The organism is Robiginitalea biformata HTCC2501, from assembly GCF_000024125.1.
Taxonomy (GTDB): Bacteria; Bacteroidota; Bacteroidia; order Flavobacteriales; family Flavobacteriaceae; genus Robiginitalea; species Robiginitalea biformata.
Genome location: NC_013222.1, coordinates 37,734 through 61,162, shown reverse-complemented (window position 1 = coordinate 61,162; position 23,429 = coordinate 37,734). Strand labels below are relative to the sequence as shown.

The window sequence follows — 23,429 nt, the reverse complement described above, 5'->3', positions numbered from 1 at the left end:
ACCCCATGAAGCACGCCACCGCATATGTCGTTTTACTGGTTGCCGCACTGCTGGCCCCGGAGGCGGCCAATGCCCAGTGCGCCATGTGCCGGGCCGTGCTGGAGAGCAGCGGGGACACCTCTGTTGCCGAGGGGATCAACAACGGCATCGTCTACCTGATGGCCATCCCCTACGTGCTGGTAGGCGCCCTCATCTTCCTGGTATACCGGAAGGTACGCTCCTGAAATTTAACAAAAATTCCCTGCCGGAAGATGTAACAATCCCGCCGGGTTCCCGTCTTCTATATAACACCCGTATCGGGTTTTCATCAATCAAAAGTACCAACCCATGTTCGATATCGAGCGATGGCAGGAGATTTTCGATACCATCCGAAAAAATAAGCTCCGCACTTTTCTCACCGGGCTGTCAGTGGCCTCCGGGATCTTTATACTGGTAATCCTTCTGGGGTTTGGCCAGGGTATGCAGAACGGCATTGCCCACGAGTTTGAACAGGATGCTTCGACCTCCGTCTGGGTCTGGCCGGGGATGACGACCATGGAATACAAGGGGATGAACCCCGGGCGGCGCATCCAGCTCCGCAACGGTAACTTCGAGTACTGGAGCCGGGCGGAAGGCGACCGCATTGAGCGGGAATCGCCCCGTCTGTTCGTTCGGGACGTCTCGGTAAACTACGGGAATGAGGCCCTGGTTTACGGGATCCACGGCGTGGCCTCCGGGTTCCAGTTTATCGAAAACGCCAAGATGTCCCAGGGGCGGTTTATCAATTTGACGGATATCGAGAGTACGGCCAAGGTGGTGGTTATCGGCGACAAAATCCGCAAGGACGTATTCGGCCACCTGGAGACCCCCATCGGGGAATACATCGAATTCTCCGGCCTTCCCTTCAAGATTGTGGGCGTTTACAAGGAATTGCGGGAACGGGAAGAGGAAACACTGTATATCCCGCTCACAACCGCCCAGAAAGTATTTAACGGAGGCGATCGGGTCAGCAACCTGGCCTATACGCTCCCGCCGGCCGGGAATTTTGACCAGGCGGTAGCCGAGGCCGTCGCCTTCAAGGACGAGCTCCGGCAATACCTGCAGCAGGCGCATACCATTGCCCCCGAGGATACGAGCGCGATCCAGGTCTGGAGCGCCATGGAAGAAGCCAAGCGCTACTACAGCCTTACGGGCAACATCAAGTTCTTTTTCTGGTTTGTCGGCATTTGTACGATTATCGCCGGGGTGGTCGGGGTCAGCAACATCATGCTGATCGTGGTCAAGGAACGCACCCGGGAAATCGGTATCCGCAAGGCCCTGGGGGCCAAGCCCTGGTCCATTGTCGGCATGATTTTGCACGAGGCCATTTTTGTAACCGCCCTCTCCGGCTTTTTTGGGCTCATCCTGAGCATGGGCCTGCTGGAACTGGTGGGGCCGCATGTGGAGGTGGATTATATCATGAACCCTTCAGTGAACCTGACGGTGGCCCTCTCTACGGTGTTCGTGCTGATCCTGGCCGGGACGATAGCGGGTTTTTTTCCCGCCTGGAGGGCCGCCAACATCCGTGTCATCAATGCGCTGCGGGATGAATAGCCCGATACGAACCATAAAAGAACTGCGCCATGTTTAACCGGGATCGTTGGAAGGAAATACTCGAAGTGCTCACCAGCAATTGGTTTCGCACGGTACTCACGGCATTCGGCGTGTTCTGGGGGATCCTGATCCTGATCATCCTGCTCGCCGCGGGCAAGGGGCTGGAGAACGGCATCAAATCGGATTTTGGCGATATCGCGACCAACACGATGTTTATCTGGACCCGCAGGACCACCAAGGCCCACATGGGTTTGCCCAAGGACCGGGAATTCAGTTTCAAGACTTCCGACCGCGAATTGCTCGAGAGCCGTTTCCCGGAATTGCGGTATATCTCGCCCCGGAACCAACTGGGCGGGTTCCGCGGGGGGAGCAACGTCATCCGGGGGATCAAGACCGGGGCCTATAACATCTATGGCGATTACCCGGAAATCATCAACCAGGACCCCATGGGGATTACGGCCGGCCGGTTCCTGAACCAGAACGATATCCGGGAAAAACGAAAGATCGCGGTGATCGGGGAGGGCGTGGTCAGCGAAATGTACGACCCGGGGGAGGAAGTCCTCGGCAGCTACCTGAAAATCCAGGGCGTCAATTTCATGGTCGTGGGTACCTACAAGAAAAAATCGAATGACGGGGACGGGGAAGAAGGGCAGAAACAAATATTTGTGCCGTTTACTACGTTCTCCCAGGCCTTCAACCGGGCGGACAACGTCGGTTGGATGGCCATTACCGCCAACGACGGGACGTCCATCACCTCCCTGAAGGAACAAATCGTCAATACGCTGAAGGAGAAGCACAAGGTTCACCCGGACGACCAGCGGGCCATCGGGTACTTTGACCTGTACGAACAGTACAACAGGGTGGAAAGCCTCTTCGGGGCTATGCGGTTTATCGCCTACTTTGTGGGGATCCTCGTTTTGTTGTCCGGGATCATCGGGGTGAGCAACATCATGTTGATCGTGGTCAAGGAACGCACCAAGGAAATTGGAATTCGCAGGGCCCTGGGAGAACAACCCTGGAGTATCAAGCTGCAGATCCTGCTGGAATCCATATTCCTGACGATTATCTCCGGGATGGCGGGTATTGCCATGGGCGCCCTTTTTATTTACGCGGTTAACTCCCTGCTCGACGCCAACGGCCCGGTGGATATGTTTATGAACCCGAGCGTCAGTCTCGGGGTGGTTGTGGGGGCCCTGCTGATCCTTATGGCTTCCGGCCTGCTGGCCGGTTTCATCCCGGCCCAGAGCGCCATCCGCGTAAAGCCCATCGATGCCCTGCGGACGGAATAACCTCTTGAATAACAAAAAACCATCAATAACACGAAGAATTCTGAAGTCAAATAATTGAGCCATATGAAAAAGTCAGTAACTGTTGTAATCCTCGTTGTGATCGCCCTGACCTTTGGGGGGTCCATGTATTACCTCTATAAAAAGAACGCGGAGGACCCGGTGGTCTACCAGACCGAAAAGCCGAGCCGCCAGAACATCATCAAGAAAACCGTGGCCACGGGCAGCATCCTGCCCCTGGAGGAAGTCCTTATCAAACCGAACATCTCCGGGGTGATCGAGGAGATCTACGTGGAAGGCGGCGACTTTGTCAAATCCGGCGACCTGATCGCCAAACTCAAGGTAGTCCCGAACCTGAGCGCCCTGAACGACGCCAAGAACGCCATAGAGGACGCCAAGATTACCCTGGACGACCAGCGCCGCAATTTCTCCCGCCAGCAGACCCTGTTTGAGAAAGGGGTCATTTCCCAGGCCGACCTGGACCGGGCCCAGGTGAGTTACGACCAGGCCAAACAGGCGTACTCTGCAGCCAACAAGCGGTACGACATTGTGCGTACCGGTACCACCAGCGGGCTGAGCAGTGCGGCCAACACGCTGATCCGCGCCACGGTAAGCGGCATGGTCCTGGAAGTACCCGTGGAGGTCGGCAACCAGGTTATCGAGGCGAATACCTTCAACGAAGGGACCACCATAGCGGCCATCGCGGATATCGACAAGATGATTTTCGAAGGGAAGGTGGACGAGTCGGAAGTGGGCAAGATCCACGAGGACCTGCCCCTGGAGATTACCGTCGGCGCCATCGAGGACCGGGTCTTCCCGGCCGTCCTGGATTACATCGCCCCCAAGGGGAATGAAGAGAACGGCGCCATCCAGTTCGAGATCAAGGGGACGCTGACCAAGCGGGACAGCACCTTTATCCGGGCGGGCCTGAGTGCAAACGCTTCCATTATCCTGGACCGGGCAGACAGCGTCATCGCCGTCAAGGAGGCCCTTGTGCAGTTCGACCCGGAGACCAAGCAGCCCTATGTGGAAGTGGAAACCGGCCAGCAGCAATTCGAACGCCGCGACCTGGAGCTCGGCATCTCCGACGGGATCTGGGTAGAGGTGAGATCCGGCCTGGAGGAAGACGCCTCCATCAAGGTCTGGAACGCCATTTCGCCTTCGGAGTCAGGCGCTTAAATGATTTCCGGAATAATTTTTAACTTCTAAATGTAACATTTAGGCCTGTTTGGGGTCTAACGGGTGTATACTCGTTTCAAAAGACGTTTACCAACCATGATTGAAATCAAAGATTTACACAAGTCCTATAAGATGGGGAGCAATTCGCTCCACGTTCTCAAAGGGATCAATTTTAAGGCGGAAGAAGGCGAACTGGTTGCGATCATGGGGTCTTCCGGCTCCGGGAAATCCACCCTGCTGAATATCCTGGGGATGCTGGACGAGGCCGACGAGGGGGATTATATCCTCGACGGGGTCCCGATCAAGAACCTCAGTGAGACCAAGGCAGCCAAATACCGCAACAAGTTCCTCGGATTTATCTTCCAGTCGTTTAACCTGATCAATTATAAATCGGCCCTGGAAAACGTGGCCCTGCCGCTCTACTACCAGAAAGTAGGCCGTAAGGAGCGCGAATCCAAGGCGCTGAAATACCTGGAGCAGGTTGGCCTGAAGGAATGGGCCCACCACCTGCCCAACGAATTGTCGGGCGGGCAGAAACAACGGGTGGCCATCGCCCGGGCCATGGCGGCCGAACCCAAGGTGCTCCTGGCCGATGAGCCAACCGGCGCCCTGGACAGCACCACCTCCTACGAGGTGATGGACCTGATCCAGCATATCAATGACCAGGGGAATACCATCCTGGTGGTTACCCACGAGGAGGACATTGCCCATATGTGCAAACGGATCATCCACCTCCGGGACGGCATCATTGTCGAAGACAAGAAGATTGAGCAGGTAAGAGCTTCGCAGTATGTTCAATAGGGACACCTGGCAGGAAATATGGCACAGTATTAAGAGCAACAAGCTCCGGACGTTCCTCACTGGATTTTCGGTTGCCTGGGGGATCTTTATCCTCGTGCTGCTGCTCGCTTCGGTGAACGGTATGCAGAATGGTTTCTACAAGCAGTTCAACGACGACGCCACGAATTCAATTTTCATCTACCCGAATGCCACCTCCAAACCCTATGGGGGGTTTGAAGCCGGCCGCCGCATCCAGTTTAAGAACGACGACCTGGCCTTTATCAAGGGGAGTTACGAAGGATCCTACGAGTATATTTCGCCCCGGTTCAACCGGTCGGTCAGTGCAAAATACAAGCAGGAAACCGGGACCTATACGATTGTAGGGGTCAGCCCGGACCACCAGCTGATTGAGCGTACCGTGATTGAAAGCGGCCGGTACCTGAACAAGCGGGACCTGCGGGAGCGCAACAAGGTGCTGGTCATCGGGAAGCAGGTGCAGAAAGAGCTTTTTAAGGACGACGACCCGGTGGGTCAGTTCCTGATCGCCAATGGATTGGTATATAAGGTAATCGGGGTCTTTTCCGACGACGGGAATGAGCGGGAGGAAAGCAATATCTACGCCCCCTATACGACCATGCAGCAAATCTACGGGAATACGGACGAGATCAACATGATCGCCATGACGTATAACCCGTCCTACGATTTTACGCGGGCCCTGGCATTTTCCAATACAATGGAAGAAGTACTCAAGCGCCGGCTGGTGATCCACCCGGAAGACCAAAGCGCGTTTTTCATCAACAACTACGCCGAGGGGTTTTCGAATATCCAGACCTTCAGCAACTTCCTGACTTTCGTGGCCATCGGGGTAGGCGTCCTCATCCTGATAGCGGGTATTGTGGGGATCGGGAATATTTTGATTTTCATCATCAAGGAACGCACCAAGGAAATCGGGATCCGCAAGGCGCTCGGCGCCCGTCCCATCGAGATCGTGAAGTTGATACTGATGGAATCCATCGTGATCACGGCATTTTCCGGATTTGGCGGCATGTTGTTCTCCATGGGCGTGGTGGCGCTTATTGCCCCGATTGTGGATGCCCCGGCGTTCTCCAACCCGAACGTAGACAACACGGTGGTGATCATCTGTACCGTGGTGCTGATCCTGGCCGGGGTACTGGCCGGGCTCGTCCCGTCCATCCGGGCCGCAAACGTAAAACCGATAGACGCATTAAGAGCCGACTGATATGGGACTGCTAGACAGAGATTTATGGAAAGAGGTGATGGCCACGCTGAGCAAGAACATGCTCCGCACCTTTTTGACAACGCTGGGGGTGATTTTTGCGATCGTCATCCTGATCGGCCTGCTCGGGGCGACCAACGGGATGAAAAACGGCTTCAACCAGATTTTCGCCGGGACGGCAACCAACAGCATGTTCCTCTGGGCCCAGCGCACCTCCATGCCCTACAAGGGATTTGAGAGGGGGCGGTCCGTAGACCTGTCCATGGACGATGTGGACATGATCCTGCGGGAGGTGCCTGAGGTGGACGTTATTTCCCCCCGGATCCAGCTCGGGAATTTCCGGGGAACCGTAACGGTAATCCGCGGCGGTCGGTCGAGCGGTTCCAGCGTTTACGGGGACTTCCCGACCATCGACCTGATGTCGAAGAAGAAAATGGTCGAGGGGCGGTTTTTGAACCAGAACGATATTCAAAATTCCCGGAAAGTTTGCGTGATCGGCGTGGATGCCTACAAACTCCTTTTCGACAAGGGGGAAAACGCCATTGGCGAAAGCGTGCGGATCAACGGGGTGTATTTTACCGTGGTGGGCATCTTCAAAAGGAACGACAATATCAACTTTGAGGGGGAGAACACCGTGTTCGTACCCTTTACCACCTTCCAGACCGCATTTAACAGCGGGGACGAGGTGGGGTGGATGGCCATCCTGGTGGACGAAGACAAATCCGTGGCCGTAGCCGAGAATAAAATCAAGGCGCTGCTCAAGCGCAAATACAATATCCACCCGGACGACCCCCGGGCATTTGGCTCGTTTGACTTTTCGCAGATTTTCGAGGGGATCAGCGCCTTTACGATGGTACTGTCCGGTTTCTCCTTCTTTGTGGGCATCTTTACACTCCTGGCCGGGGTGATTGCCGTGAGTAATATCCTGCTGATCACCGTGAAGGAACGCACCAACGAGATCGGTATCCGCCGGGCCCTGGGCGCCACCCCGGGCGTGATCAAGCGGCAGATCATCATGGAGTCCATCGTCCTGACCTTCTTTGCCGGCCTGATCGGCTTCATCATATCCATCGGACTCCTGCACGCGCTGGATATCGCATTCGGGCAGACGGACGACGCGCCTTTTACCAACCCGACTGTCAGCCCGCTTCAGGTAATTGTATCCTTTACGCTGATGGTCACCCTGAGTATTTTGATCGGGATGATCCCGGCCAACCGGGCGGTCAAAGTAAAACCCATCGACGCCCTTCGAGAAGAATAATATCCAAATACGAACAGATAGCTAATTAATTATATCAACCATGAATAAATACGTTAAATACGGACTCTTAGTCGTTGTCGCACTGGGCGCATTCTACGCCATAGCCAGGGTGCTGAAGACCAACAGCAAGCCGGCAGAGTTGTACGAAACTGAGAAGCCCAGCAAGCAGACCATCGTGAACCGGGTGGTGGCTACCGGCAAGGTGATCCCGAAGGAAGAAGTGGACATCAAACCGCAGATTTCCGGGATTATCGACAAGATCTACCTCGAAGAAGGCGCCAAAGTAAATGCCGGCGACCTGATTGCGGTGATCAAGGTGGTGCCCAACGAGCAGTCGCTCAACCAGGCCCAGGGCCGGGTTCGCAATGCCGAGATCGCCCTGGGGAACGCTGAAATAGAGTACAACCGGAACAAAACGCTGTTTGACCGGGGGGTTATTTCCAACCAGCAGTTCAACGACATCCAGACTACCTACGAACAGGCCAAGCAGGAAGTCGAAAACGCCCGGGCAGACTACCAGATCATCCGCCGCGGTTCGGCCGGGGGCTCTTCCAGCGCCAACACAAATATCCGCGCCACGGTAACCGGGACCATTTTGGAAATCCCCGTTGAAGAGGGCGACCAGGTAATCCAGTCCAACAACTTCAACGACGGTACCACCATCGCCACGATTGCAGATCTGGGCCAGATGATTTTTGAAGGACAGGTAGACGAAGCGGAGGTCGGTAAACTGGAGATCGGGATGCCCCTGAAGATTACCCTCGGGGCCATCCAGGACCAGGAATTCGAAGCCGACCTGCAATTTATTGCCCCCAAAGGGGTGGAGGAGGAAGGAGCCGTTCAGTTCCGCATCGAGGGGAGTGTCTCCCTGGATTCCGCCCACTTTATCCGTGCGGGCTATAGCGCCAACGCCTCCCTGGTTCTCTCCCAGAAGGACAGCGTCCTGGCCGTTAAGGAAGCCTGGCTGCAATTCGACAACGAAACGGAGAAACCCTACGTGGAAGTCAAAACCGGCGAGAACGAGTACGAGCGCCGGGACATTGAAACGGGTATTTCCGACGGGATATTCGTGGAAGTGCTTTCCGGGGTTACCGAGGAAGACGAAATAAAAATCTGGAACAAGACGGAGCCCATGAGTTCCGACGAGAGCTAATTCATCAAAATTCAAAAAATGAACACCTTTAAATCAATAAGACCTTCACGCGTCCTGCGGGTACTCTTTGTGCTGTTTGCCTTTTCGGCGGGGGTAATCCAGGCGCAGAAACGGGAATGGACGCTCGAGGAGTGCGTTACCTATGCCGTCGAAAACAACCTGGACGTCCAGCAGTTCCAACTGGCTTTTGAGCGGACGATGCTCGATAAATCGGACGCAATCGGGAACCTGCTCCCTGCTGTGAACGCGCAGACCCAGGTGGGCCGGAACGTAGGTTTTACGATCGATCCGTCTACCAACGCCCCTACCACTGCGGGGATCACCACTGCGAGTGCCAACCTCACTGCGAGCATGACGCTTTTTGACGGGCTCAGGAATATCAACCAGTTGCAACGGGCAAAAATGAATGCCCTTGCCAGCCAGTACCAGTTACAGGACCTGGTGGACGACATCCGCCTGAACGTAGCCAACGCCTACCTGAACGTGCTCTCCAACAAGGAATCCCTCAAGGCCTTCCAGGCGCAATATGCCGTGACGGAGCAGGACCTGAACCGGATCCGCGAGCAGGTAGATGCCGGGGTTCTCCCGCGGGGCGACCTGCTGGAGATCCAGGCAACGGCCGCCAACCTGGAACAGCAGATCGTCAATGCGGAGAACAATGTGCTTCTTTCCCGCATCGTGCTGGCCCAGCTTCTGCAGATCACGGATTACGAAAATTTCGACATTGCGGACCAGGAATTCGAGGTGCCCCCGTCCGAGATCCTGGGCAATTCGCCCAAGGTGATTTTTGACAAGGCGCTGACTTTCCGGAACGACATCGCCTTTTCGCGGTCCAACGTGGAATTGGCCGAACAGGACCTGAAGATTGCACGGGGGGCATATTTGCCTTCCCTCAATGCTTTCTTTAACTACAATACCCGGTATTCCAGCAATACCACCTTACCGGATCCGGCCAACCCGGGGTCCTTTTTCTCACCGACTTTCATCGACCAGCTATGGATCCTGGATGGGATTTCCTACGGGGCCCGGCTGGATGTACCCATCTTTAACGGGTGGAGTACCCGGAACAACGTGAAGCGCGCCAAGATCGACGTGATGCGGGCCGAACTCCAATTGGAGCAGGACAAACTCGCCCTGGAGAACGACATCAATACCGCTTACCTCGACGTGCAGAGTTTTGCCAAAGCCTACGAGGCTGCCCAAAAAACCCTGGAAGCCCGCCAACTCGCCCTGGAATACGCCCGGGAGCGCTATGAGGTGGGGTTGATGAATGCCTTTGACTACGGGCAGGCCCAGGCCCGGGTAGACGATGCACAGGCTTCGGTGATCCAGAACAAATACAACTATATCTTCCGGCTCAAGGTCCTGGAATTCTATTTCGGGCTGCCGATCACACTGGATTAAACCCACCCGGTTTACTAGGAGACAAAAGAAGGGCCCCGGTTTTCGAAATGAAAGCCGGGGCCCTATCTTTGCAACCTATGGCCTGGATACTGAACCTCGAGACCGCTTCCACAAATTGCTCCGTGGCCCTGTATGAAGGGTCGCAACTCCGCGCTCTGCGGGAAGATCCCAGCCCGGGATATTCCCACGGGGAATTGTTGCATGTATTTATACAGGAGGTGTTGTCCGAGGCCGGGGTTGGGGCCGATGCACTCGATGCCATTGCGGTAAGCAAGGGCCCCGGGTCGTATACGGGCCTCCGTATCGGGGTCGCCTCGGCCAAGGGATTGTGTTTTTCTTTGGAGGTCCCGCTCATCGCGCTGCCCACCCTGAAGGTCCTGGCAGCTGCAGCGGGGATTAAAGAGGGGTTGAGCATCCCAATGCTGGATGCCCGCAGGATGGAGGTCTATTCAGCCGTCCTGAATACTGAACTGGAATATGTCCGGGAAACCGAGGCGGAAATCCTCACACCCGATTCCTTTGCAGCTTATAAAGACCAGGGACCCCTGACCCTTGTGGGCAGCGGGGCGGAAAAAGCCCGGGAGCTACTTTCGGACCCGGTTTTTCGGTTCCAGCCGGAGATACAGCCTTCGGCCCGGTTTATGGGGCCCATGGCATACGCAGCCTTTGAGGCCGGATCTTTCGAGGACCTGGCCTATTTTGAACCCTATTACCTGAAAGACTTTATCGCGACGCGAAAGTAGATTCCGGAGAAGACGCAAGCAGCGTGTTGTAGTAGACAACCAGGTGCAGGGCATCTTCGGGTTTACGAACGTTCAGGTTGTTTTCCGAGACAAAATCCCTGAGTTTGTCCTTGTGGTCACCCAGGGCGGCCAGCAGGCTGTTTTTACGCAGGGAAACCGGCTCCATGGGCGCATCGCCCGCCCGTATAAAATATTCCGAGGCATCGAAATAGGCAGGCATCCGGGTATCCTCGTAACCGTGTTCGGCAACTTCCGGCTTCCGGTAATGCTTGATAGGACGCCGGTAGAGGACCACTTGTTGCCCGGGATTCATCGGGATGAAATACCCCCGGTCGATATCTCCCCCTTCCCGGTATGGGTGGACCTCAAAGGTGAGCCCGTCGAGTTCCACGGTGATGTTTTCCCGCTTAAGCAGGCTTTGTTCCTCCCCGTTCTGCCCCAGATACACCATTTGGCCCGTAAACGCATTGAAGCGCATCAAACGCTCCTCTTTCAGCGTATTGTCCGGGTTCTCAATGGTGATGGTCCCTTTTTTGTAAATCTCATCCAGGAACTGGGAACCGTTCGGAGGGAAATCGTAAAGGACCACCTCGAACTGGCCGTGGTACTGGGTGAGTTTGTTGCCGTTGAACTGGGCCGTGGCCATCAGTGTCAGCAGGCAGGCAGCTGTTGTTATAATCGTTTTCATAGTATGCTTCTTTAACTATACAAAGTACTAAAAAATAGCGACTTATGCAAGTCCGGGCCGCCTGCTGTCCGCCTTATTCGCCCTCGGATATCATATGGATATCCCGTTGCGGGAACGGGATCTCGATACCGGCCTCGTCGAACCGGAGTTTGAGCGTTTCCATCACGTGGAAATGCGCTGCCCAGAAGTCTTCGTTTTTCGCCCAGAATCGCAGGCTGAGGTTTACGGAGCTGTCGGCGAGTTCCCCGACGAAAACCTGCGGCTCGGGGTCCTTGAGGATCCGTTCGTCTTCCCCGCAAATTTCCAGCAACAGGTCTTTGGCCTGTTTGATGTTGGAGCCGTATCCGATGCCCACGGTAATTTTATCCCTGCGCGTATCCTCAGCACTGTAATTGACGATGTTGTCGTTGGAGAGCTTCCCGTTGGGGATAATGGCCAGTTGGTTGCCGAAGGTATTCAGCTTGGTAGTGAAAATATTGATCTCCTTAACGGTGCCGTCCAACCCCTGGGCGGAAATCCAGTCCCCCACCCGGAACGGTTTAAACAGCAGGATCAAAACGCCCCCGGCAAAATTCGACAGGGACCCCTGCAGGGCCAGGCCAATGGCCAGTCCGGCCGCACCCACAATGGCTACCAGCGAAGACGACTTCACCCCGAGCTGGGTGATGACCAGCACAAAGAGCAACAGCTTCAGGGCGATTTTGATAAAGCTCTGCAGGAAGGACTCCAGGGCCTCGTCGTAGTCCTTTTTATCAAAAAAGCGACGGACGATTTTATTGATAAAGCTGATAACCCATAACCCGACGACCAGCGTAAGGATGGCCGTTACCAGGCTGGGCAAGAAATTCCAGAACCATTCGACTCCCTGTTCGATGTGTTCCTGATAATCTCCGAATTGTTCCATATTTTGATAAAAGTTGATGTTGGTAAACGATCTGATTTTTCCGGGGAATAGTACGGAATTTGAAGGCTTCAGGCAACTTTAAAGCCTTAAATTTCTGTTAATCGGACGCGTAAGTGCGGAGTAGTTCCAGGGCCTTTCCGCTGTCTTCCAGCGGTTGCTTGCAGCTGCCTTCCCGGCAAATAAAGATCCGGGTTTTCGGCGGGTTGAAGCGGCCCCGGAACAGCGGCAGGTCGGAAGCTTCCCCGGAGAGGGCCAACAGGCATTGAGGCAGGTAGTTTCTGCGCAGGGTGGCCGACTGCTCCATGGCATCGGGCCCGCACACGGCCACTTCGTAAAACGGGACGGACATCCACAGGGCCAATTGCATCCAGTTGGTGTACTGTCCGGGGTATTTGCCTATAGAAGGGACCATGGCGGTAAGCATTTCCCGCGACCGGGTGATCCATTGGGCATCCCCGAAATAGGATCCCAGGACAAACAGGTTTTTCGCCATAATGGAGTTCGATGCCGGGATGACATTATCTGCCGTTTCCAGGCTGCGCCGAATAAGGGCCGGATCCAAAGAGGAATTAAAGTACAACAGGGGTTCCCCGGGCAGGCCAAAATATTGCAGGGCATAAGTGCACAGGTTCCGTGCCCGGTCCATCCAGGTGTTTTCGCCTGTGGCCTCAGCCCAGGAGATATACCCGGCTGCCAGGCAGGCGTAGTCCTCCAGGAACCCGTGGCCGCCCCCGGATCCGCCCTTCGTGCTGTGGGGGACGCTGCCGTCCTTCCGGGTTACCTCCCCGTCCAGGTAATTGGCCAGTTTGCCGGCCGCATCCCGGGCCTTTTCCAGGCCGCAATACCGCCAGGCATCCGCCAGGCCGGAGAGCAACAAACCGTTCCAGGAGGTGAGGACTTTGTCGTCCAGCCGGGGCGCATCCCGTTTGTCCCGAAGGCGCAACAACCGGTCCCTGCACGATTGCAGCCGTTCCCGCAATTCCGGTTCGGGAAGCCCGAGCCGGCCGGCCAGGTCGGCGTCTGCTTCCCGTCGGATCAGGACGTATTTCCCATCTTCCCAATAACCGAATGTATCGATGCTGTAGGCTGCGGCAAATAATTCATAGTCCCCGCCCAGGGCCTCGCGGAGCTCCGGTTCGCGCCAGGTGTAATAGGCGCCTTCTTCCAGGTTGCCGTCCCGGTTCCTGCTGTCTGCATCCAGGGAGGAATAGAAGCAGCCGTCGGGATGCGCCAGGTCACGGAGGAGGAATTCCGTGGTCCGCGATACGACCTCCCGGTAGAGCGGATCCCCGTAACGGGCAAAGGCGCGGGCGTAGAGGCTCAGGAGCTGGGCATTGTCGTAGGCCATTTTTTCGAAATGCGGGACGTGCCAGCGGGCATCCACGGAATACCGGGAAAACCCGCCGCCAACCTGGTCGAAAAGACCGCCAAAGGCCATGGCAGTCAGCGTTTGGTTGACATGCATCTCCAGGGTTGGGTCCGGGTGGAGGGATTCCTGGTGCAGGAACAGGTTCAGGGCAGCGGGCATCATGAATTTCGGGGCGCCCTGCATCCCCCCGTATTCCCCGTCAAACCGCGGCTTCATGGAGTCGATCCAGCCGGAGATTTCCCCGTGTCCGGGCAGGGCGGCATTTGGGTCGGATTCGGGCAGGTTGATGCGGGCGACGGCCGAGGTGAGGTCGTCGGCGTATTCCCTGATGCGGTCGGGGTCTTCCCGGTAGAGCCGGCCCAGCTGAACCAGTGCCTGCAGCCAGCGGTCCCTGGGGAGGTAGGTGGCGCCCCAGAAAGGTTTCCCGTCCGGTAAGGCGGCCACATTCAGCGGCCAGCCCCCCGACCCGGTCATCAGTTGCAGGGCATCCATGTACACCTGGTCCACGTCGGGCCGTTCTTCCCGGTCTACCTTGATCGGGATAAAGAGCGTATTCATTACCTCGGCCACCTCGGGGTCCTCGAAACACTCGTGCTCCATAACGTGGCACCAGTGGCAGGCCGCGTAGCCGATACTGATCAGCAGCGGTTTGTTTTCCTCGGCCGCCCGTTGGAGGTTGGCTTCCGTCCACGGCACCCAATGAACCGGGTTGTAGGCGTGTTGCTGCAGGTACGGGCTCGTTTCGTGAATCAGGTCGTTTGGGGTCTTTTCCATGGCTGGGACTTTTATTTGCAGGGGGCCTTCCGTGTTTTCCGGGTTTTTCCCGGGGTTCCGCAGACCCCTAGGGTTCCGGCGTGGGACGGGAACCAAAAAGGCGCCCCCGGGTCCGGGGGCGCCTTTTTATCCGGGAATCCGGTGTTTTACTTTACCTCGAAGGTAATTTTCGTGTTGACCCGGTAGCTGGCGATCTTGCCGTCTTTCACCGTGCAACTTTGCTCGTTGATATAAATCGAGCGGATATGGTCCACGGATTTGGATGCCTGGGCCAGGGCTTTTTCGGCGGCGTCTTCCCAGCTCTTGTCGGAATTTGCCAATACTTCTATAACTTTTAAAACTGCCATAATTTCCAATTTAAGGTTCTCCCTTAAAGTACGAATTAATGGCCGTACTGACAAAGCCCAAATGCCCTAACCATTGATCGCAACGACTTCGTTGACCCGGTCGCCCATCATGTTCTGCAACATGGTCTGTATGCCGTTTTTCAGGGTAAAGGTCGAAGACGGGCAGCCGCTGCAGGCCCCTTGCAGGATGACGTGTACCGTTTTGCTTTCCGCCTCGTACGACTGGAAGACGATGTTTCCCCCGTCGCTGGCAACGGCTGGCTTGACGTATTCCTCCAGGATGCCGGCAATTTCCTGGGATATCGGGTCCATTTGTTCCAAATTCCCTTCCGGCACGCCGGCAATTTGCGATTTTTCAGCGCTTGCCCCAGGTTCCAGGACTTCTCCTCCGGCGGCCAGGTACTCCCGGATAAATTCCCGGAGCTCCATGCTGACATCCTCCCATTCGGCCACCTCGTATTTGGTTACCGAGATATAGTTGTGGTCCATGAAGACCTCCTTGACAAACGGGAATCCGAAGAGTTTTTGCGCCAGGGGGGAATGCCGCGCCTGGTCGATATCCTTGAATTCAAATACGTCCGGGACGAGTTGTTTGTTGGCGACGTACTTCATCACTGCCGGGTTGGGCGTGACTTCGGCATATACGGTTACTGCCACCCTTCCAGCCTGTTCGGGTTCGTCAACCACGGGTTCGCCCGCATTGAGGTACTCCACGAGTTGCTGGGCCACCTCTTGCTTCACATCGTCCCAGGTAACGATGTCAAAACGCTCCATGGCGACGAAATTCCCGGAGATATAGACCGTCTTGATAAACGGCAGGTAGAACAATTGCTGGGCCAGGGGCGAATCCTTGGCCTCGTCGATATTTTTGTATTCATAGCTTCCCTTGGTTACCAGCGGCTGGTTGGCCTCGAATTTGAGGATGGCCGGATTGTTGGTCTCCTTCAGGGTGATGATATATTCTTCCATCGTGTTGAATTTCTGCAAAATTACGGTATTTCGGCCGGACTCCCTTACATAATAATAGGGGGTTTATACCGTTATACAGTATATTTAAAGGCATTTAAACCACGGCCCCAGTCCCATTTGATGAGAAACCTCCTGCTATGTACAATCGCCTGCCTGGCTGCTGCGGCCAGCCCGCTTTCGGCCCAGGAAGGCATCCCGGTGTATTTTGATTACCTCTCCGATAACTACTACCTGGTACACCCATCCATGGCGGGGATTGGCCAGGGGGGTAAAATCCGCCTGACCGCCAGGCAGCAGTGGTTCAGCGTGGACGAGGCGCCGAATATGCAAACGCTCAATGCCCACTATCGGATCCGGGACAGCCGGAGCGGCCTGGGGGCCATCCTGTTTAACGACGCCAACGGGTATCACTCCCAAACCGGGCTGAAGCTGACCTATGCGCACCACCTGCCCTTTGGCGGCGATGTCCGTATCCTGAACCAACTGTCTTTCGGCATCAGTCCGACCATCCTGCAAAGCAGCCTGGACGAGACCGAATTCCGGTCCGTAGTACCGGACCCGGCGGTAACCGGTTCCAAGATCAGCGCCACCTATTTCAATCTGGACCTCGGGATGTCCTATTCCTACCAGGAGTTCTACGCCCACGTTTCCATCCTGAATTTGCTCGAAACGGAACGGGAACTCTACCGCATTGGCCGGGCCGACCCGGACAACGTGCCGGTAATCGATAACCTGAGGCGTTACCTGTTCTCCGTCGGCTACATTTTCGGACGGGGAGAATGGCGGTTCGAACCTTCCACGATGCTGCAGATCACCGAATTTACCAACGAGAAGGCCATCGACATCAATGCCAAGGCATACAAGGACGTAGGCTTCGGCACGCTCTGGGGCGGTCTTTCCTACCGCCGAAGCTTTGACGGGGCCCAATACGTTCAGGACGGTCAGTTCGGCGAACAGCGGTTGCAGTTGTTTACGCCCATAATCGGGGTAAACGTCAACCGCTTCATGTTTTCGTATAACTACTCCTACCAGTCCGGCGATATCCGCCTGGACAGCGGCGGTTTCCACCAGATCACCCTCGGCTACGACTTCGGCCCGGAGCGCGAAGACCGCTTTGACTGCTATTGCCCGGCGGCGAATTATTAGGGCAGGAACCCGGGAAGGATGCTATTGCGGCCGGCTGTAAAGGCCCTGGCCGGTGTTCCGCACCGCAGGTTGTCCTCGACGTACCGCTGCTACGCCTGCGGAAATGTGGCGGCGCGCGCTTTGGCCAGTCCCTTTTCGCTCGCCCTCATGGACACATCCTTCCCGGGTTCCTGCCCTTCGGCAGATTAGAGTTCGTTTGCTATTGCGGCCGGCTGCAAAGGCCCTGGCCGGTGTTCCGCACCGCAAGCTGTCCTCGACGTAGCGCTGCTACGCCTGCGGAAACTTCGCGGCGCGCGCCTTGGCCAGTCCCTTTTCGCTCGCCCTCTTGGACGCATCCTTCCCGGGTTCCTGCCCTTCGGCAGATTAGAGTTCGTTTGCTATTGCGGCCGGCTGCAAAGGCCCTGGCCGGTGTTCCGCACCGCAAGCTGTCCTCGACGTAGCGCTGCTACGCCTGCGGAAACTTCGCGGCGCGCGCCTTGGCCAGTCCCTTTTCGCTCGCCCTCATGGACACATCCTTCCCGGGTTCCTGCCCTTCGGCAGATTAGAGTTCGTTTGCTATTGCGGCCGGCTGTAAAGGCCCTGGCCGGTGTTCCGCACCGCAAGTGCCCGCGACTTTACGCAGCATTACTACATTTCCGCCGCAGGGGAGACTGTAAACAGGTCGACGGGCTTCTCCCGGCCCTTCAGGTCTTGGGTGCCCAGGGGGGCAACGGTATACCGGCCATCCAGGGGCAAATCGCCCAGCAATTCACCGGAAATCAGGACTTTTACCCCGTAGGAGTTGCACAGTGCTTGCATCCGGGCCGTGGTATTGAGCACATCGCCCGTAAAGAAAATTGCCTTTTTGAGCGCCCCGATTTCTCCGGTGGTTACCCGGCCCACGTGCAGGGCCGCCTTAAATTCCGGGACGATGCCAAAGGTGTCCATATACCACTGCGCATTTTTGTCAAGGGCTGCCTGCATGGCAAAGAAACACCGGATGCAGTTGGCCCCGCGAACCCCGTTGGCGTGGGTAAAGGATACGATCACCTCGTCCCCCACATACTGGTAGACTTCGCCGGAATGGCGCACGATTGCATCCGAAAAATCCGAGTAATAGGCCCGGAGGAATTCAAAGTACCGCGCGTGGCCGAGGGATTCCGCTACAGACGTGGAGGATTTCATATCCGAAAAAAGGAAAATTCGGTACTCCTCCCGGGGTTGGTGGTATTTACCGGTAAAAAAATTCATCAGCACCCCATGGCCGATGTTGTCGCTGATCTCCGAATAAAACAGACTCAGGAAAAGGCTGAAAGCGATGGCCACCATGGTACTGAGGAACTCCACGCTGCTCAGGAAGTTCCAGAATTTCTCCATGACGGCCTCGTTGAGTGGAGAGGCCCCCAATTCCAGGGCTGCCGCCAGGGGGTAGGCGATCAGGATGACCAACAGCATGAAACAACTGTAAAAGGCCAGTTTATAGAGGAGTTTACGGGAAAAACTCCGGGAACGGAACCGGTTGCCTAACCAGAATACCTCCAGGATTCCAACCAGGAACCCGATTAGGGCCACTGCAAGACTTGCGAATGCAAAAACCGCCGGCGTCAGGGTGATGGTAGAATCGGGATTCAGGTTTTCGCTCCGGGTGGCGGTTTCCTGGATAAAAAGCACAAACCAGCCCAGCACCAGCCAGATCACCCCAAAGGGCAGGACCCGCGAAATTTTACGCTTTGTGATTGGAGACAGCAGGATGGCCGGTTTGTTGTTGCGGGTAATTTACGCACTTCGGCCGGATTCCCATATCCACTGTTTTAAATGAAACACCCGGCCGGCCTGTAAGCGGCCCGCCGGGCGTTTCCCTACCACACCTTCCAACAAGCTTATTGCACCCAGGTATAGGCCTTGCGCCGGGCCTGTTTACGCACGGCCTCCAGGAGGGCCCCCTGCAGGCCTTCGGCCGAATCTGTCTGATGCTTCGCCAGATACGCTTTTCGCCGGGCGTCCGCCTGGCGGATCGCCTCCTGGATTTCTGCCCGTTCTTCCTGTTGCTTCTCCAGGTAATCCCGGAGCCCGTCGGTATCCAATTCCCGGAGGTGGCCGGGCAGCGATTTCCGGTTGAGTTCCTCCAGATTGAGTTTGCGGGCTTGGTAGGCATCCACCAGGTCCCAGCTTTCATTCCGGTAAAACGACGAGCTCTTGGAGACGGCCCGTTCCACCATCACGGCTTCTTCCATTTCTGCTGCATTCGCATCCTGTTCGCCCTGGGTTTGTTTCCTGGTCGCCCCGAGTGCCCCATACGCAACGTATGTCTTGTTGAGCCGTTTGTTCAGCTGGATGATGCGGTCGTCATAGGGGGTTGCCACATGGACGATGGCCCGGTTGTGGTCGATGGCGGTATAATCCCCCTGTCCCAGTCGGGCCCCGTCGGCCCAGAGCGTGTTTACGCCCAGCCGGTAGTCCCCGCAGAAGATTGTATTGACCACCACGTCCTTTTCGGCGGCATCCCGGATGACGGATTCATAGGGCGTTCGCCCCTGGTTGAAGGGTTCGTTCCCGGCGATAAAAATAAATTTCAGGTCGCGGGCATCCCGGCTCCACCGGAGCTGCTTTACAGCGCTCTGGATGACCTGCCCGCAGAATTCCTCCCCGCCGTTTGTCCGAAGGGAAAAGAGTTTCCCGGAAATTTCATCCAGATCGCTGCTGAACGGGAGGACCTGGCGGATAAAGCCCTCCCGGGGGGAAAGGCCGTCATTGCCGTATTCATACAGGGCAATTTCCAGGTCCGGGACCCGGTTTTCCCGGCAGCGCACATAACTGAATTCGTTGACCAGGTCCCAAAGGGTCGCCTTTGCCTGGTCGATCAACCCGTCCATGCTGTTGCTCGTATCGAGCAGCAGGGCAATCTGGACGCGCGTCCCGGGGTTTTTTTCCGGGGGGGCGGCCAGTATTTTGCCCCCCGGCAGGTTGCCCCCCAGCAGCAGCAGTGCCAGGATGGATAGAAGCCGGAAGCGGAAACGGTTTTGGGTAGGTGTGAGGCGGGGCCTGTGGGTATCTCTCAGAGGCTGTTTCATAGCGGATTTGTTTTATTGATTTTCCGCACAAACTAGGGGCAACTTTTTAAACCTGCCAGCGGGAATGAGCCAGGCACGCCTTTTGATTAGGTAACGGGCCAGGCGTTTTAGCCAAGCCGCGAAATGGCGCTTCCTTCCGGGGATAAGGCGGGGAAACACGTTTTTCCAACTGGGGGAAATGGACTAAGTTTAACGTATTTAAGCCATGGGCCGGAACCTTTTCTTTGCGATTTGCCTGATGCTCGCCACGCCAGCGGCGGCGCAGCAGGACTCCCTGCGTCCCGCCCAAAACGAGGCGCTGGAGGAGGCCGGTCAACCTGCGGGCCGCTCAGCCGCCGGAAACCGGGACGCCTCAGGAGAGAACCTGGGCGCCCTGCACCGAAGCCTGCTGGATTCCGCCGAAGCTTACATGGCCGGGAATATTCGCAAAAGCCTTGATTTTGTTACCCGTTCCATCGAAATACTGGGAAACCGGAGCAACCGTCGGGAACTCGCACGGTCCCTGACGAAGCTCGGGGAGATCTACCAGTTCCACCGGCAATACGACCTGGCAGTCAACAGTTACCGGGAGTCGATTGAAACGGCCCCGTCCATGCGGACCACCCTGCTGCTGGGGAGCGCGTATGTCCTGAACGGGGATTACCAGGCCGCCCTGGACCTGCTGGATCCTGAAAGGGGCCGCCCAGGGTGGACCCCGGACCAGTTGGCGGACCTGCACGAAATCATGGGCGATGCCCACAGGGGGCTCGACCGGGTGAACACGGCTGTATCCTTTTACGAGTACGCGCTGACGATTGCCGATAAAAACCAAATGGCCGCCCGGGTACCCGACCTGAACTCAAAAATTGCCGAAGCTTTTGACCAGGCCAACCGGACCCAGGAAGCCGAAGCCTACTACGGGAATTCCCTGCGGCAGGCCCGGGAGCAAAACCCGGCCCGCGCCTTGAGGGAAAGCGAAAAAGTGGCCGATTTCTACAGCAAGCGCAGCCGGTACCCCGAGGAGATTGCCCTGCGGAAGCAAAGCCTGGAGCAATTGCGCAACCTGCCGCCGGGCCGGGAGGCACCCGCACAGGATTCCATCACCCCCCAGGGCGTCAACTTCAAGATCGGCCAGGCGTATCTGGCCCAGGATAAACAGGAGGAAGCCATCCCCTTCCTGGCCCAGAGCATGGCAGAGGCGAGTTCCCGGGGCGACCTGGCTGTGGAAAAGGACGCTACCCGCAGGCTCTCCGAGGTGTACCGGAACCGGGGCGACTACAAACGGGCCCTGGAATTGTACCAGCAGTACGTCGCCCTGGTGGACACCCTCTACACGCGTAAGGAACAGGAACTCGAGCAGGCGGCGCGGTTTAGCCGTGAAATGGCCAGCAGCCAGAGCCGCATCCGTACCCTGGAACAGGAGCGGGAGCTGTCTCAGAGCAAATACGACCTGGCCCTGGCGGAACAGCGCCTTACCGGGGAGATCAACAAACGGCAGAAATACATTATTTATTCGCTGATTTTCGGCTTGCTGCTCACCGGCCTGGCAGCCTTCCTCTACTACCGCAGCAACCGTCAGAAGGAGCTCGCCAACCACCTGCTGGCCCTCAAAGGCCTCCGGTCGCAGATGAACCCCCATTTTATCTTCAATGCCCTGAATTCGGTCAACAACTTTATCGCTCGCAATGACGAGCGGAGTGCCAATCGCTACCTGAGCGACTTTTCCCTGCTCATGCGGACCGTCCTGGAGCATTCGGAAAAGGATTTTATCCCCCTGAGCGAAGAGCTGGAACTGCTGGAGCTCTACCTGAAGCTCGAACACGACCGGTTTCCGGATAAGTTCGACTACCAAATTGAGGTGGCCCCGGAGGTGGATGTGGAAGCCTACCACATCCCGCCCATGCTCCTGCAGCCCTACCTGGAAAATGCGGTTTGGCACGGCCTCCGATACAAGGAGGAAAAGGGCTTTCTGAAGGTGGAGGTGCGACCGATCGGCCCCCGGACCATCAGCATTTCCATTTCCGACAACGGGGTGGGTCGCAAGCGCTCGGCCGCCCTGAAAACCAAAAACCAGCAGCGGCAAAAGTCCCGGGGAATGGGGAACATCCGCCGGCGAATCGAAATATTGAACCAGATGTACGGCGACCGGATTGCAGTCTCCGTATACGACCTGAACCCGGACGGCAGCGGGACGCGGGTGGTTCTCAACCTGAGAAGCAAATAATATGGAATTACGGGCCGTACTGATCGACGACGAGGCGCAGAGCCGCGAAATACTGCGGGCCTATCTGGGCAAATATTGTGAAAATGTGGAAGTGCTGGGCGAAGGCGCCAACATTGAGGCCGGCCTGGAGCTTATCCGCTCCAAAAAGCCGGACCTGGTTTTCCTGGATGTGGAGATGCCCTTTGGCAATGCTTTTGACCTGCTGGAACAACTCCCGGAACGCAGTTTTGAAACCGTCTTCGTAACCGCCTACCAGCAATACGCCATGGATGCGCTCAACAGCCACGCAGCCTATTACCTGATGAAGCCGATATCCATCGATGCCCTGGTGGCCGCTGTGGATTATGTGCGCGATATCAAAAGCCGGGAAGAACGCCTGGACAACCGGGTGTTACAAGGGGTACAGGCGGTGTCCGGCAAGATTACCATCCCCCAGCTCGACGGATTCCAGGTCCTGGAGGTTGCGGATATCCTGTATTGCCAGGCGGATGACAATTACACGGAAATCTATCTCAAAAGCGGAAAGATCCTGGTGAGCAAAACCCTGAAATATTTTGAGGAAACCCTCCGGGAACACGCGTTTGCCCGGGTGCATAAATCCTATTTGGTGAACGTGGCGGAAATTGTCCGTTACCGGAAGGGGAAGGGGGGGAGCGTGGTGCTGTCTTCCGGGAAAGAAGTAGCTGTGGCGCCCTCCCGAAAGAAACAATTGCTCAGTTTTTTTGAATAAGCGTAAATTCGGGCAGACCCCGGGTACAGATTTTCCCGGGATAAATCAACACTATGAGTCTTGTAAAACCTGTAAGGGGAAAGGCCCCAGTATTCGGGGCGGATTGCTTCCTGGCCGAGACGGCCGTGGTTGTTGGAGATGTGGAGATGGGAGACCGTTGCAGCGTCTGGTTCCACGCGGTGGTCCGCGGGGATGTGAATTCCATCCGGATGGGCGACCAGGTAAACGTGCAGGATGGGGCGGTCATCCACTGCACCTTTGAAAAAGCAGCCACGCGCATCGGGAATAACGTATCCATCGGTCACAATGCGATTGTCCACGGATGTACCGTTCGGGATAATGTTCTCGTCGGTATGGGCAGTATCCTGATGGACCATTGCGATGTGGGGTCTTACAGTATCATAGCGGCCGGAGCCGTGGTCCCCCAGGGCACGGTGATCCCGGAGGGGTCCATCTACGCCGGGGTCCCGGCCCGGAAAATCGGGGAGGTTCGCCCGGAACTGCGCACCGGGGAGATCGAACGGATCGCAAAGGCTTATACCCGCTATTCCGGTTGGTTCCGGGAAGGAAGCCCGGAAGACTAGGGGTGGGTTCCCCGGGTTTTGTTATCTTGGACCTGCGGGCCGCCCTGTTA

21 protein-coding genes are annotated in these 23,429 nt (G+C 56.6%); 14 read left to right on the top strand and 7 right to left on the bottom strand.

Translation table 11 applies throughout. The annotated features are described in order from the left end of the window. Positions 1 to 5 precede the first annotated feature (5 nt). The 10 genes from RB2501_RS00255 to tsaB all read left to right on the top strand — a co-directional run bounded on the left by RB2501_RS00255 (position 6) and on the right by tsaB (position 10,615). Positions 6 to 224: a hypothetical protein gene (locus tag RB2501_RS00255; protein WP_012813634.1), complete on the top strand. Its 219-nt coding sequence runs from the start codon at positions 6 to 8 to the stop codon at positions 222 to 224. A gap of 103 nt (positions 225 to 327) precedes the next feature. Further along, entirely contained in the window at positions 328 to 1,572 is a 1,245-nt protein-coding gene (locus RB2501_RS00250) for an ABC transporter permease (RefSeq protein WP_012813633.1), read from the top strand. A gap of 29 nt (positions 1,573 to 1,601) precedes the next feature. Then, positions 1,602 to 2,861 carry an ABC transporter permease gene (locus RB2501_RS00245; protein ID WP_012813632.1) on the top strand — a complete coding sequence of 420 codons (1,260 nt, stop codon included), beginning with the start codon at positions 1,602 to 1,604 and terminating at the stop codon, positions 2,859 to 2,861. A gap of 63 nt (positions 2,862 to 2,924) precedes the next feature. After that, positions 2,925 to 4,037 carry an efflux RND transporter periplasmic adaptor subunit gene (locus RB2501_RS00240; protein ID WP_012813631.1) on the top strand — a complete coding sequence of 371 codons (1,113 nt, stop codon included), beginning with the start codon at positions 2,925 to 2,927 and terminating at the stop codon, positions 4,035 to 4,037. A 96-nt stretch (positions 4,038 to 4,133) separates the two neighbouring features. Then, on the top strand, positions 4,134 to 4,838 hold the full coding sequence (locus RB2501_RS00235) for an ABC transporter ATP-binding protein (protein WP_012813630.1): 705 nt from the start codon (positions 4,134 to 4,136) through the stop codon (positions 4,836 to 4,838). After that, positions 4,828 to 6,057 carry an ABC transporter permease gene (locus RB2501_RS00230; RefSeq protein WP_012813629.1) on the top strand — a complete coding sequence of 410 codons (1,230 nt, stop codon included), beginning with the start codon at positions 4,828 to 4,830 and terminating at the stop codon, positions 6,055 to 6,057. The genes RB2501_RS00235 and RB2501_RS00230 overlap by 11 nt, the downstream gene beginning before the upstream one ends. A gap of 1 nt (position 6,058) precedes the next feature. Beyond that, positions 6,059 to 7,315 carry an ABC transporter permease gene (locus tag RB2501_RS00225; protein ID WP_041326862.1) on the top strand — a complete coding sequence of 419 codons (1,257 nt, stop codon included), beginning with the start codon at positions 6,059 to 6,061 and terminating at the stop codon, positions 7,313 to 7,315. 40 nt (positions 7,316 to 7,355) lie between these two features. After that, positions 7,356 to 8,468, top strand: coding sequence for an efflux RND transporter periplasmic adaptor subunit (locus RB2501_RS00220; protein ID WP_012813627.1), 1,113 nt, complete (start codon positions 7,356 to 7,358; stop codon positions 8,466 to 8,468). 18 nt (positions 8,469 to 8,486) lie between these two features. Further along, the gene (locus tag RB2501_RS00215; protein WP_012813626.1) at positions 8,487 to 9,872 is read left to right on the top strand and encodes a TolC family protein; all 1,386 of its coding nucleotides are present in this window, start codon (positions 8,487 to 8,489) and stop codon (positions 9,870 to 9,872) included. 77 nt (positions 9,873 to 9,949) lie between these two features. Then, positions 9,950 to 10,615 (top strand): tRNA (adenosine(37)-N6)-threonylcarbamoyltransferase complex dimerization subunit type 1 TsaB, encoded by a 666-nt coding sequence (gene tsaB / locus RB2501_RS00210; RefSeq protein WP_012813625.1) that lies wholly within the window; start codon positions 9,950 to 9,952, stop codon positions 10,613 to 10,615. Here tsaB and RB2501_RS00205 read toward each other — a convergent pair. From RB2501_RS00205 to RB2501_RS00185, 5 genes are all read right to left on the bottom strand, one after another. Next, positions 10,596 to 11,303 (bottom strand): hypothetical protein, encoded by a 708-nt coding sequence (locus RB2501_RS00205; RefSeq protein WP_012813624.1) that lies wholly within the window; start codon positions 11,301 to 11,303, stop codon positions 10,596 to 10,598. The genes tsaB and RB2501_RS00205 overlap by 20 nt on opposite strands. A gap of 73 nt (positions 11,304 to 11,376) precedes the next feature. After that, positions 11,377 to 12,207, bottom strand: coding sequence for a mechanosensitive ion channel family protein (locus tag RB2501_RS00200; RefSeq protein WP_012813623.1), 831 nt, complete (start codon positions 12,205 to 12,207; stop codon positions 11,377 to 11,379). Positions 12,208 to 12,304: 97 nt separating this feature from the next. After that, entirely contained in the window at positions 12,305 to 14,350 is a 2,046-nt protein-coding gene (locus RB2501_RS00195) for a thioredoxin domain-containing protein (RefSeq protein WP_012813622.1), read from the bottom strand. A 146-nt stretch (positions 14,351 to 14,496) separates the two neighbouring features. Further along, complete coding sequence (locus RB2501_RS00190; protein WP_012813621.1) at positions 14,497 to 14,697, bottom strand: dodecin family protein; 201 nt, start codon at positions 14,695 to 14,697, stop codon at positions 14,497 to 14,499. Between the two features lie 66 nt (positions 14,698 to 14,763). Continuing rightward, on the bottom strand, positions 14,764 to 15,666 hold the full coding sequence (locus RB2501_RS00185; protein WP_012813620.1) for a NifU family protein: 903 nt from the start codon (positions 15,664 to 15,666) through the stop codon (positions 14,764 to 14,766). Between the two features lie 120 nt (positions 15,667 to 15,786). On the opposite strand from RB2501_RS00185, the gene RB2501_RS00180 reads away from it, so the two are divergent. Further along, the gene (locus tag RB2501_RS00180; protein ID WP_012813619.1) at positions 15,787 to 16,812 is read left to right on the top strand and encodes a PorP/SprF family type IX secretion system membrane protein; all 1,026 of its coding nucleotides are present in this window, start codon (positions 15,787 to 15,789) and stop codon (positions 16,810 to 16,812) included. Between the two features lie 627 nt (positions 16,813 to 17,439). Here the strand turns inward: RB2501_RS00180 and RB2501_RS00175 are convergent. Beyond that, positions 17,440 to 18,489, bottom strand: a complete 1,050-nt coding sequence (locus RB2501_RS00175; protein WP_012813618.1) for an adenylate/guanylate cyclase domain-containing protein — start codon at positions 18,487 to 18,489, stop codon at positions 17,440 to 17,442. A 182-nt stretch (positions 18,490 to 18,671) separates the two neighbouring features. Further along, the gene (locus RB2501_RS00170; RefSeq protein WP_012813617.1) at positions 18,672 to 19,862 is read right to left on the bottom strand and encodes a vWA domain-containing protein; all 1,191 of its coding nucleotides are present in this window, start codon (positions 19,860 to 19,862) and stop codon (positions 18,672 to 18,674) included. Between the two features lie 205 nt (positions 19,863 to 20,067). On the opposite strand from RB2501_RS00170, the gene RB2501_RS00165 reads away from it, so the two are divergent. The 3 genes from RB2501_RS00165 to RB2501_RS00155 are packed head-to-tail and all read left to right on the top strand — an operon-like array spanning position 20,068 to position 23,379. Then, the gene (locus RB2501_RS00165; RefSeq protein WP_012813616.1) at positions 20,068 to 22,065 is read left to right on the top strand and encodes a histidine kinase; all 1,998 of its coding nucleotides are present in this window, start codon (positions 20,068 to 20,070) and stop codon (positions 22,063 to 22,065) included. 1 nt (position 22,066) lies between these two features. Next, positions 22,067 to 22,795: a LytR/AlgR family response regulator transcription factor gene (locus RB2501_RS00160; protein WP_012813615.1), complete on the top strand. Its 729-nt coding sequence runs from the start codon at positions 22,067 to 22,069 to the stop codon at positions 22,793 to 22,795. A gap of 53 nt (positions 22,796 to 22,848) precedes the next feature. Further along, a complete protein-coding gene (locus tag RB2501_RS00155; protein ID WP_012813614.1) occupies positions 22,849 to 23,379 on the top strand; it encodes a gamma carbonic anhydrase family protein in 531 nt (176 codons plus the stop codon). Positions 23,380 to 23,429: the final 50 nt, after the last annotated feature.

What these genes read in the sequence shown, in the direction of transcription:
- RB2501_RS00255 (WP_012813634.1), top strand. Translation starts at nt 6, where the DNA reads ATGAAGCACGCCACCGCATATGTCGTTTTACTGGTTGCCGCACTGCTG.
- RB2501_RS00250 (WP_012813633.1), top strand. Translation starts at nt 328, where the DNA reads ATGTTCGATATCGAGCGATGGCAGGAGATTTTCGATACCATCCGAAAA.
- RB2501_RS00245 (WP_012813632.1), top strand. Translation starts at nt 1,602, where the DNA reads ATGTTTAACCGGGATCGTTGGAAGGAAATACTCGAAGTGCTCACCAGC.
- RB2501_RS00240 (WP_012813631.1), top strand. Translation starts at nt 2,925, where the DNA reads ATGAAAAAGTCAGTAACTGTTGTAATCCTCGTTGTGATCGCCCTGACC.
- RB2501_RS00235 (WP_012813630.1), top strand. Translation starts at nt 4,134, where the DNA reads ATGATTGAAATCAAAGATTTACACAAGTCCTATAAGATGGGGAGCAAT.
- RB2501_RS00230 (WP_012813629.1), top strand. Translation starts at nt 4,828, where the DNA reads ATGTTCAATAGGGACACCTGGCAGGAAATATGGCACAGTATTAAGAGC.
- RB2501_RS00225 (WP_041326862.1), top strand. Translation starts at nt 6,059, where the DNA reads ATGGGACTGCTAGACAGAGATTTATGGAAAGAGGTGATGGCCACGCTG.
- RB2501_RS00220 (WP_012813627.1), top strand. Translation starts at nt 7,356, where the DNA reads ATGAATAAATACGTTAAATACGGACTCTTAGTCGTTGTCGCACTGGGC.
- RB2501_RS00215 (WP_012813626.1), top strand. Translation starts at nt 8,487, where the DNA reads ATGAACACCTTTAAATCAATAAGACCTTCACGCGTCCTGCGGGTACTC.
- tsaB (WP_012813625.1), top strand. Translation starts at nt 9,950, where the DNA reads ATGGCCTGGATACTGAACCTCGAGACCGCTTCCACAAATTGCTCCGTG.
- RB2501_RS00205 (WP_012813624.1), bottom strand. Translation starts at nt 11,303, where the DNA reads ATGAAAACGATTATAACAACAGCTGCCTGCCTGCTGACACTGATGGCC.
- RB2501_RS00200 (WP_012813623.1), bottom strand. Translation starts at nt 12,207, where the DNA reads ATGGAACAATTCGGAGATTATCAGGAACACATCGAACAGGGAGTCGAA.
- RB2501_RS00195 (WP_012813622.1), bottom strand. Translation starts at nt 14,350, where the DNA reads ATGGAAAAGACCCCAAACGACCTGATTCACGAAACGAGCCCGTACCTG.
- RB2501_RS00190 (WP_012813621.1), bottom strand. Translation starts at nt 14,697, where the DNA reads ATGGCAGTTTTAAAAGTTATAGAAGTATTGGCAAATTCCGACAAGAGC.
- RB2501_RS00185 (WP_012813620.1), bottom strand. Translation starts at nt 15,666, where the DNA reads ATGGAAGAATATATCATCACCCTGAAGGAGACCAACAATCCGGCCATC.
- RB2501_RS00180 (WP_012813619.1), top strand. Translation starts at nt 15,787, where the DNA reads ATGAGAAACCTCCTGCTATGTACAATCGCCTGCCTGGCTGCTGCGGCC.
- RB2501_RS00170 (WP_012813617.1), bottom strand. Translation starts at nt 19,862, where the DNA reads ATGAAACAGCCTCTGAGAGATACCCACAGGCCCCGCCTCACACCTACC.
- RB2501_RS00165 (WP_012813616.1), top strand. Translation starts at nt 20,068, where the DNA reads ATGGGCCGGAACCTTTTCTTTGCGATTTGCCTGATGCTCGCCACGCCA.
- RB2501_RS00160 (WP_012813615.1), top strand. Translation starts at nt 22,067, where the DNA reads ATGGAATTACGGGCCGTACTGATCGACGACGAGGCGCAGAGCCGCGAA.
- RB2501_RS00155 (WP_012813614.1), top strand. Translation starts at nt 22,849, where the DNA reads ATGAGTCTTGTAAAACCTGTAAGGGGAAAGGCCCCAGTATTCGGGGCG.